The 8,846-nt window shown below is 72.2% G+C and carries 7 protein-coding genes and 1 pseudogene; 1 reads left to right on the top strand and 7 read right to left on the bottom strand.

Annotated elements, in window-relative coordinates:
- The first annotated feature begins 246 nt into the window (after positions 1-246).
- Positions 247-1,182: an alpha/beta fold hydrolase gene (locus MHY49_RS18175; protein WP_239206513.1), complete on the top strand. Its 936-nt coding sequence runs from the start codon at positions 247-249 to the stop codon at positions 1,180-1,182.
- Between the two features lie 133 nt (positions 1,183-1,315).
- On the opposite strand, the gene putP is transcribed toward MHY49_RS18175, so the two are convergent.
- The 7 genes and pseudogenes from putP to MHY49_RS18135 all read right to left on the bottom strand — a co-directional run.
- On the bottom strand, positions 1,316-2,896 hold the full coding sequence (putP, locus tag MHY49_RS18170) for a sodium/proline symporter PutP (RefSeq protein WP_239206512.1): 1,581 nt from the start codon (positions 2,894-2,896) through the stop codon (positions 1,316-1,318).
- 167 nt (positions 2,897-3,063) lie between these two features.
- Positions 3,064-3,546, bottom strand: a complete 483-nt coding sequence (locus tag MHY49_RS18165; RefSeq protein ID WP_239206511.1) for an NUDIX hydrolase — start codon at positions 3,544-3,546, stop codon at positions 3,064-3,066.
- A gap of 10 nt (positions 3,547-3,556) precedes the next feature.
- Positions 3,557-4,948, bottom strand: a complete 1,392-nt coding sequence (locus tag MHY49_RS18160; protein WP_304502689.1) for an MFS transporter — start codon at positions 4,946-4,948, stop codon at positions 3,557-3,559.
- A gap of 310 nt (positions 4,949-5,258) precedes the next feature.
- Complete coding sequence (locus MHY49_RS18150) at positions 5,259-5,729, bottom strand: ribose-5-phosphate isomerase (protein ID WP_239206507.1); 471 nt, start codon at positions 5,727-5,729, stop codon at positions 5,259-5,261.
- A 132-nt stretch (positions 5,730-5,861) separates the two neighbouring features.
- The gene (locus MHY49_RS18145; protein WP_239206505.1) at positions 5,862-7,577 is read right to left on the bottom strand and encodes a dihydroxyacetone kinase family protein; all 1,716 of its coding nucleotides are present in this window, start codon (positions 7,575-7,577) and stop codon (positions 5,862-5,864) included.
- Positions 7,578-7,644: 67 nt separating this feature from the next.
- The gene (locus tag MHY49_RS18140) at positions 7,645-8,427 is read right to left on the bottom strand and encodes a glucose 1-dehydrogenase (protein ID WP_239206503.1); all 783 of its coding nucleotides are present in this window, start codon (positions 8,425-8,427) and stop codon (positions 7,645-7,647) included.
- 49 nt (positions 8,428-8,476) lie between these two features.
- Positions 8,477-8,846 (bottom strand): annotated as a pseudogene (locus MHY49_RS18135) (arabinose ABC transporter permease); the annotation flags it as partial.

Here is an 8,846-nt window from a genome sequence, read left to right as displayed (position 1 = left end):
GACCTCGCCCGCCCGCACCCCCGTGGCCTGGGCGGGTGCGAAGCCCGCCATCGGCGCGGCGCTCGCGGTCTCCCATGAGCAGCGCTCCGAGGAGCCCCGTGCTGATGCGGCGGGCCGGCACCGGCGCACGCTCGAGCCCTGAGCCCTGACGCCCGTCACCTGAGACGTGAGACCCGAGACCCCGTGCCCGTCGGCCCCGGCGGGCTACGCTCGGCCCCACCTGCACCGCCCGCCGAAGGAGTCGAGATGGCCCTGCACGAGTTCACGTTCCCCTCCCGCAACGGCCGGGACGAGATCCGCGCCTGGATCCACGTCCCCGTGGTGCCCGCGCGCGCCGTCGTGCAGATCGAGCACGGGCTCGGCGAGCACTCGCGGCGCTACCAGCGGCTCATCGCGCGCCTCCTGGACGCGGGGTTCGTGGTCGCGGCCGACGACCATGCCGGCCACGGGGCCACGGCCGTCGCCTCGGGCGTCTGGGCGGACACCGGCGAGGACGGTCTGGAGACCGTGATCGCCGACGAGGAGACCCTCCGCGAGAAGGTCACCGCGATGTTCCCCGCGCTGCCGTACGTCGTCTACGGCCACAGCTGGGGCTCGATGATCGCCCGCGCGCAGGCCGCCCGCCACCCGCAGGGCCTGGCCGCCCTGGTGCTCGGCGGGATCGCGGCCGAGATGAGCTCGATGCGGACGTTCGACCGCCACGCCCTGGACCGGGCGATCGGCGCGGGCGACGGCGCGAGCAGCGGCGAATCCTTCCTGCCGAGCCTCTTCGAGGGCTTCCTGGACCGCTATGACGACGTGCGCGGGCCGACGGACTGGGTCGCGCGCGACCGCGACGTCGTGCGCGACCACGGGTCCGACCCGCTCAACGGCTTCGGCACGCCCATGTCCCTGCGCTTCGTCCGCGATTTCGTGGGGATCTACGACGAGGCGAACGCGCCCGGGTGGGCGGCGCGCATCCCGACCGCCCTGCCCGTGCTGATCCTCGCGGGCGATCAGGACCCGGTGGGCGGCTTCGGCGAGGGCCCGTACGCCGTGGCGACCGCGCTGGCCGAGTCGGGGACGCGCGATGTCACCACCCGCGTGTACACGGGCTACCGCCACGAGGTGCACAACGAGCCCGAGATCCGCGACGAGGTCGCGGACGAGATCGTCGCCTTCGTGGAGCGCGTCGCCGACTGAGGAGCCGCGCAGCCCCTGCCCCTGGATGCACGAGGGCGCCGCATCCTGGACGGATGCGGCGCCCTCGCGCGATGGGCCGTCGGGCCGGAGACCGGGCCGGTCGGGACCGGGCCGGACCGGACCGGACCGGGCGTCAGACGCTCGGCGCGGCCTCCGGGGCCTCGTCGGCCGGCTTCTGCGCGATGGTGCCCGTCTTGAGCGAGCCGACCATCTCGTCGAACTGCTCTCGCGCCTGGGCGGGCGGCGCCGGCGTCAGGAGCGAGACCACGACCGCGACCAGCAGGTTCAGCACGAAGCCCGGGATGATCTCGTAGAGGTGCAGGTAGGTGTCACCGCTCGGGAAGAGCTTCCAGGCGACGTCCGGGGCCTCCGCGGTGAAGACACCGCCCCACCAGAACGCCACGAGCGCGCCGACGATCATGCCGGCGAGCGCAGCGGGCATCGTCAGGCGGCGCCAGAACAGGCACAGCAGCACGACGGGCCCGAAGGCCGCGCCGAATCCTGCCCAGGCGAAGGACACCAGGTCCAGGATCGAGCTCTTCGGATCGAGCGCGAGGATGGCAGCGATCAGGGAGATCGCCAGCACGCCGATGCGTCCGCCCCAGAGCTTGGCGGAGGGGCCGATCGAGCGGTTGAACGCGCCCACGATGTCCTCGATGAGTGCGGAGCTCGTGACCACGAGCTGGCTCGACATCGTGGACATGATCGCCGCGAGCACCGCGGCGAGCAGGATGCCCGCGAGCAGCGGGTGGAACATGATCTGCGCGAGGTCCAGGAACACGGACTCGCCGTTGGTCTTGTCGGTGAGCAGGGCGTCGCCGTTCTGCTGGAAGTAGGCGAGGCCCGCGAGGGCCGTGAAGATCGCACCGAGCACGCAGACGATCATCCAGGCCACGCCGAAGGTCGCGCCGTACTTGGCGTCGCGCGAGGAGCGCAGCGCCATGAAGCGCACGATGATGTGGGGCTGGCCGAAGTAGCCCAGGCCCCAGGCGAGCGAGGAGATCACGCCGATGGCGGTCGCGCCGCTGGTCATCGAGGCGAAGTCGGCGTTGACCTGGCGCACGGACTCGAACATCTCGGCAGGGCCGCCCACGGAGAACATCGCGACCGTCGGGACCACGATGAGGGCGACCAGCATGATCATGCCCTGGACCACGTCCGTGTAGGTCGCGCCGAGGAAGCCGCCGAACAGGGTGTACAGCACGGTGACGCCCGCGACCAGCAGCATCCCGACGAGGTACGGCCCGCCGAAGAAGGACTGGAAGAAGACGCCGCCGGAGACCATGCCGGAGGAGACGTAGAAGGTGAAGAACACCAGGATCACGAGCCCGGCCACGATGCGCAGGGCGCGGGTGCGGTCGAACAGGCGGTTGCCGAAGAAGCTCGGGACCGTGAGGGAGTCGTCGGCGATCTGCGTGTACTGGCGCAGTCGGGGCGCGACGAAGATCCAGTTCAGGGCTGCGCCGACGGTGAGGCCGACGGCGAGCCACGCTTCGACCAGGCCGCTCATGTAGAGCGCGCCCGGCAGGCCCATGAGGAGCCAGCCGGACATGTCGGAGGCGCCCGCGGACAGCGCCGCGGTGAAGGGGTGCAGCTGGCGCCCGCCGAGGATGTACTCGTCGCCGCCCTTGGTCCTGCGGAAGGCGTAGAAGCCGATGCCGAGCATCGCGAGGAAGTAGATCGCGAGCGCGATCAGCTTGAACGTGAGGTCCATAGCCGTGCCGTTCTGATCGGGGACAGGGACAGGGGTGCCCAGCACGGTAGCGGGAGAAGGAGGCCCGCGTCACCGGAACGCCCCCGCCGTCCCCGGCTCAGGACGGCCGCGACACCTGTGAGACGTCTCGCGATCGCGCGCGGCTCCTCCTGGTCACAGCGGTGTGATCACGGAGCGAGCAGATCGACCTCGCTGTCTCCGCGCAGCACGGCGAGTCCCCGCCGTGCGCGTGACGCGCCCCACGGACCGAGCAGGTCCAGCTCATCCTCCTCCGCGAGCATCCAGTCGTCCAGCTCCGCGGCCTGCGGGACCACGTCGGCCTCCAGACGCGCAGCCGGGACGACGCCCGCGTCGAACAGGAAGTGCGCGCCCATCGGAGCGCCGACCCGTGCGCGCGAGGGCATCCAGTGCACGGCGAGCAGACGGCCGATGGGGAGGTCCAGGCCGAGCTCCTCGCGCACCTCGCGGTGGGCGCACGCGCGGGCGTCCTCCCCCGGGTCGACGCCTCCGCCGGGCAGCAGCCAGTGGTCGCGGTAGTTCGGCTTCTCGATGAGCACGCGGCCGCGCTCGTCGCGCAGGATCACCGCGCCCGAGGTGATGACCTTCGGGAGGGAGGCGAAGTAGACGGCATCGGGGAGCAGCTCGTTCATGGCGCCATCCTCACAGACCCGAGCGGCCCGAGGACGCACCTGCCCGTCGTGCGCCGAGCGCCCCCACCAGCGTCGCGAGGCTCAGGACGATGAGCACGAGCGCGGGGTGCCACCAGGCCTGGCCGGTGGCGCCGCCCAGCGCCGCGGTGAGCAGGGGGATGAAGCCGCTGAGGGTCGCGGCGATCGCGTAGGCGAAGGACAGCGCCGAGTACCGGAAGCGCCCCTCGAAGAGGTCGTTCATGAGCCCGCCGAGCGCCGCCCACGACATGGTGGGCAGGATCCCGCCGATCACCATCATCGCGACGAGCACCCCGAAGGTCGCCGAGGGCAGCAGCGCGTACATCGGCAGGGCGATGAGCGCGGTGCCGAGCGCTCCGATGCCCACCACGCGCGCCGAGCCGATGCGCGTGGCGAGCAGGCCGAACAGCGGGATCGTCACCAGCTGCAGGAGCGAGCCGATCGTGGTCGCCGTCAGCAGCTGCAGGAACGGGTAGCCCAGCTGCTCGGCCCCGTAGTTCATGGTGTAGGTGTTCATCAGGGAGTACGAGCCGATGCCCAGCAGCGCCGCGAGCACCGCGGTCCCCAGGGCGAGCGGCCGCGAGCGCAGCATGTCGAGCACGGGGATGCGGTCGCGCGAGCCGTCGGACCTCAGCCGGGTGAAGACGGGCGTCTCGTCGACGCGCATCCGCAGGTAGAGCGAGACCAGCAGCAGCGGGAACGCGAGCAGGAACGGCACCCGCCAGGCCCAGGCGGCGATCGCGGCCTCGGGCACGGCGGCGATCAGCACGAGGTACACGGCGGCCGAGAGGATCGAGCCGACCGGTGATCCCAGCTGCGGGATCGCCGCGTACAGCGCGCGGCGCAGGGGCTTCGCGTGCTCGGCGGCCAGCAGCACCGAGCCGCCCCACTCCCCGCCGAGCGAGAGGCCCTGGGCCAGGCGCAGCACCACGAGGCCGATCGCGCCCAGCCAGCCGGCCTGCGCGTAGGAGGGCAGCAGGCCGATGAGGCCGGTGGCGACGCCCATGATCCCGACGGTCCACAGCAGGGTCGCGCGCCGGCCGAGCCGGTCGCCCATGTGGCCGAACGCGATCGCGCCGAGCGGCCGGATCACGAAGCTCACGGCGATCGTGCTGAAGGAGGCGAGGGTCGCCCCGGCCGGGCCCAGCGGCTCGAAGAACAGCGGGCCCACGAAGAACGCGGAGAAGTACGCGAACAGGTAGAAGTCGAACTGCTCGAGCGAGGTGCCGACGAGCGAGGCCCAGGTGACCCGGCGCGCCTCGCGGGGACCGGCGGGCCCGGTCGAGGGGGCGCCGACGGCGGACCGGGGTGCGGCGTCGGTAGCGGGCGCGGTCGCGGCGTCGGTCGTGAGGACGCCGACGGGCCGGGTGGGATCTGCGGGCATGGTGCTCCGTTCACGGGTCCCGTGCCGGGATCGAGCACAGGTCAGGTCACCCTAAGCTCGTCGGCCCCGCGGGCGGACGCCCGGGCGATGTGGACCACAGGTCCCGGGCCGACGGCTCCTCATCCCTGCGCACTCACGCACCCACGCACCCACGCACCCACGCACCCACGCACCCGAACCGTCGCTCCCCCACCCCCTCGCCCGGAACGACGATGGCCAGGTTCTCTGACAGGAATCGGACGATCCTGCCAGAGAACCTGGCCATCGATCAGGCGCCGGGGCGCCGGGCGGCGGGGCGGGCCTCCGCGCGTCAGTTCTCCTCGAGGGACCCGTCGTAGGCGCAGATCGCGTCGACCTTCGCGGCAGACGACGAGTTCGGGTCGAACTCCAGATCCAGCCACACATCGACCAGGGCCTTCGCGGACTCCAGCCCGATCACGCGCTCGCCCATGCACAGCACCTGCGCATTGTTCGACAGCACCGAACGCTGCACCGAGTACAGATCGTGCGCGGTCACCGCGCGGATGCCCGTGACCTTGTTCGCCGCGATCGCGACGCCCAGACCGGTCCCGCACACCAGCAGCGCACGGTCCGCGTCGCCCGCGGCGACGAGCTCGGCGGCCTCGACCGCGACGTTCGGGTAGTACGTGCCGTCCTCACGGCCGGTGACGCCCACGTCGGTCACGGACTCCACGCGCTCATCGGCCTCGAGGACCTTCTTGAACTCTTCCTTGTATCCGAATCCGGCGTTGTCTCCGCCGACGACGATCCTCAGTGCCATGTTCTGCTCCTGTTCCTGCTCGTGATGCGGGGTAGGGGGTTCGGGACGATTATCCGTGCGCCGCGGGGCGACGGTCCCGTGAGATCCGACGGACCGCCGGCCCGTCCGCCCGACGGCCCGGGCCCGCCGTGCTCAGGCGAGCTGCTCGCCGAGGCGGGCGACGATCCGCGAGAACGAGACGGCGCCTGGGTCGGGGGTGCCCACGGACTTGTCGCCGAGCACGCGGGCGCGGCCCAGGTGGGCGGCGATGTCGCTTGTGCCCTCGGCGGCCTCGGCCGCCGCCTCGGCCGCGGTGGAGATCGCGGCCCCTGCGGCCGCGAGGTCCGACGGGGTGCCGGCCGACTCGAGGGACTCCCGGAAGGGCACCATCGCGTCGACCATCGTCTTGTCGCCGACCTTCGCGCCGCCCAGGCGCTCGACGGCCTCGATGGCCTGCACGATCCCGGCCACGAGCTGCTCGGGGGTGACCGCGGTGTCGTCCGCGAGCGCGCTGCCGAGGCTCGTGAGCGCGGCGCCCCAGAGGGCGCCGGAGGTCCCGCCGGCCTCGGCGGACCAGGCGGAGCCGCCCTGGACGAGGACGGTGCGGGCGCCCGCGCCTCCGTCGGCCGCCTTCTCCGCGGCGGCACGGGCGGCGCGCACGCCGAGCACCATGCCCTGCCCGTGGTCGCCGTCGCCGGCGACGGCGTCCATCTTCCCGAGCTCGGGCTCCCACTCCTCGAGCTTCTCCTGCAGGTCCGCGAGGATCTCGACGATCCGCGCCGCACTGCCGCGGGAGTCCTCGGACGCCTCGGGGATGGGGTCCTCGCCCGGGGTGTAGATCTCGCCGCGCTCCTCGCCGGCCGGACCGTCGACGACCGCTCCGCGGCGGAAGGCGGGGGTGTCGGCCGGGGCGAGCCAGAGCTCCTCGAGCTCCTCGTCCAGGCGCATGACCGTCAGGGACAGCCCGGCCATGTCGAGGCTGGTGACGTGCTCGCCGACCTCGGGGCGCACGATCGTCAGCCCCGCCTCGCCGAGCATCCGCGCCACGTGCGCGTAGACGACGAACAGCTCCTCGTACTTCACGGTGCCCAGGCCGTTGAGGACCACGGCGGCCCGCGTCGAGTCGAGCTCGGGGGTCTCGGCGAGGACGCCGTCGACCAGGCGCCGGGCGAGGTCCTCGGCGCTGGGCATGTCGACCTCGTCGATGCCGGGCTCGCCGTGGATGCCCAGGCCGATGGCCATCTTCCCCTCGGGCACGTGGAACAGGGCCTCGTCGGCCCCGGGGATCGTGCACCCGTCGAAGGCGACGCCGAGGGAGCGCGTGGCGTCGTTCGCCTTCCAGGCGAGGCGCTCGGCCTCGGCGATGTCCGCGCCGGCCTGGATCGCGGCGCCCGCGACCTTGAAGACGACGAGGTCGCCGGCGATGCCGCGGCGGTCGCGGTGGTTCTCCTCGGAGTTCGAGGCGATGTCGTCGCTGACCTTGACGATGCGCACGTCCACGCCCTCGGCGCGCAGCTTCTCCGCGGCGACGCCGAAGTGCAGGACGTCGCCCGCGTAGTTGCCGAAGCCGAGGATCACGCCGCCGCCGTTCTCGGCGTTGCGCGCGACCGAGTACACCTGGTCGGAGGAGGGCGAGGAGAAGATGTTGCCGCACGGGGCGCCGTGGGCGAAGCCCGGGCCGACCCAGCCGGCGAAGGCCGGGTAGTGGCCCGAGCCGCCGCCGACGACGAGCGCGACCTGCCCCTCGGGCGTCGCATTCCGGCGCACCACGCCGCCGTGGACCTGCGTGAGCTCCTCGGGATGGGCGGCGACGAGTCCCTCGACCGCGGCGGCCGGGAACTTCTTCGGATCATCGAACAGGTAGGTCATGAGGTGGTCTGCTCTCTGCGAGGGAGGAACGGATCAGGAGGTGTGCTCGGGGCCGACGGCCGCCGCCTCAGGCGGCGGTGTAGCCGCCGTCGACGCTGAGGATCGAGCCCGTGACGAAGGTGGACGCCTGCGAGGCGAGGAAGACCGCGGCGCCCGCGAGCTCATGGGGCTCGCCCGGCCGCTTCATCGGCGTCATGAGGTTCCACTGGTCGATCTGCGGGCCACCCTCCTCGTAGAACCCGCGGGTGAGCTCCGTGCGCATGTAGCCCGGAGCGATCGCGTTCACGCGCAGCCCCCGCTCGGCCCACTCGCAGGCCGCGGAGCGGGTGAGGTTGTGGACGGCCGCCTTCGAGGCGTTGTAGGAGGCCTGCTTCTGCGGGATGTTCGCGATGATGCCGCTCATGGAGCCGGTGTTGATGATGCTGCCGCTGCCCCGCTCGAGCATGTGGCGCGCCACGGACTGCATGACGTGGAAGACGGCGTCGAGGTTCAGCCCCATGACGGCCCGCCAGTTCTCCTCGGTGACCTCCTCGAGGGGCTGGTGGATCGTGCGCCCCGCGTTGTTGAGCAGGGTGTCGATCTGCCCGAGGTCGGCGACGACCCGGTCCACGAGCGCGTCGACCTCGGCGGGGTCCATGACATTGCAGTGGTAGTAGCGGACGGTGCGGCCGGTCGCCTCCGACAGCTCTGCGGCGGCCTTCTCGCCGGTCGAGTCGTCGATGTCGGCGAGCGCGATGTCGCTGCCGTGATCGGCGAGGCCCTTGGCCATGGCGAGGCCCAGGCCCTTCGCGCCTCCGGTGACGAGGGCGACGGTGCCGCTGAGATCGAAGAGGTCTGTGCTGGTGGACATCGGGGTTCCTTCCGTGGGGTTCCGAGGACTGACGGTGCCGCGACCGGGGTCAGTCGTCCAGGACGGGGCCGTGCAGGCGCGGCTGGTGGACCTTGAGGAAGAAGGTCATGGTGAAGGCGCAGGCATACAGCAGCACGAACGCCCAGACCACGCCGACGTTGCCGCCCCACGGGTAGACGATCGCGACGACCGAGCTGCCGAGGAACGTCGCGCCGCCCGCGGCGGTCGTGTACATGGCCATCGCGGCGCCCTTCTCCTTGGGGGCGATGGCGGGCATGATCGCGCCGAGCGGGACGAAGCCGGCGAGCAGGATGCCGAAGACGGTGCCCGCGGCGACGGAGACCACGAAGCCCCAGTCGGACCCGGCCGGGACCATGTGCGGGACGTACCACCACAGCAACAGGCCGATCGCCGAGCCC

Origin of the sequence: Brachybacterium sp. ACRRE, from assembly GCF_022346485.1 — a bacterium.
GTDB lineage: Bacteria > Actinomycetota > Actinomycetes > Actinomycetales > Dermabacteraceae > Brachybacterium > Brachybacterium halotolerans.
This window is presented reverse-complemented; position numbering and strand designations above follow the sequence as displayed.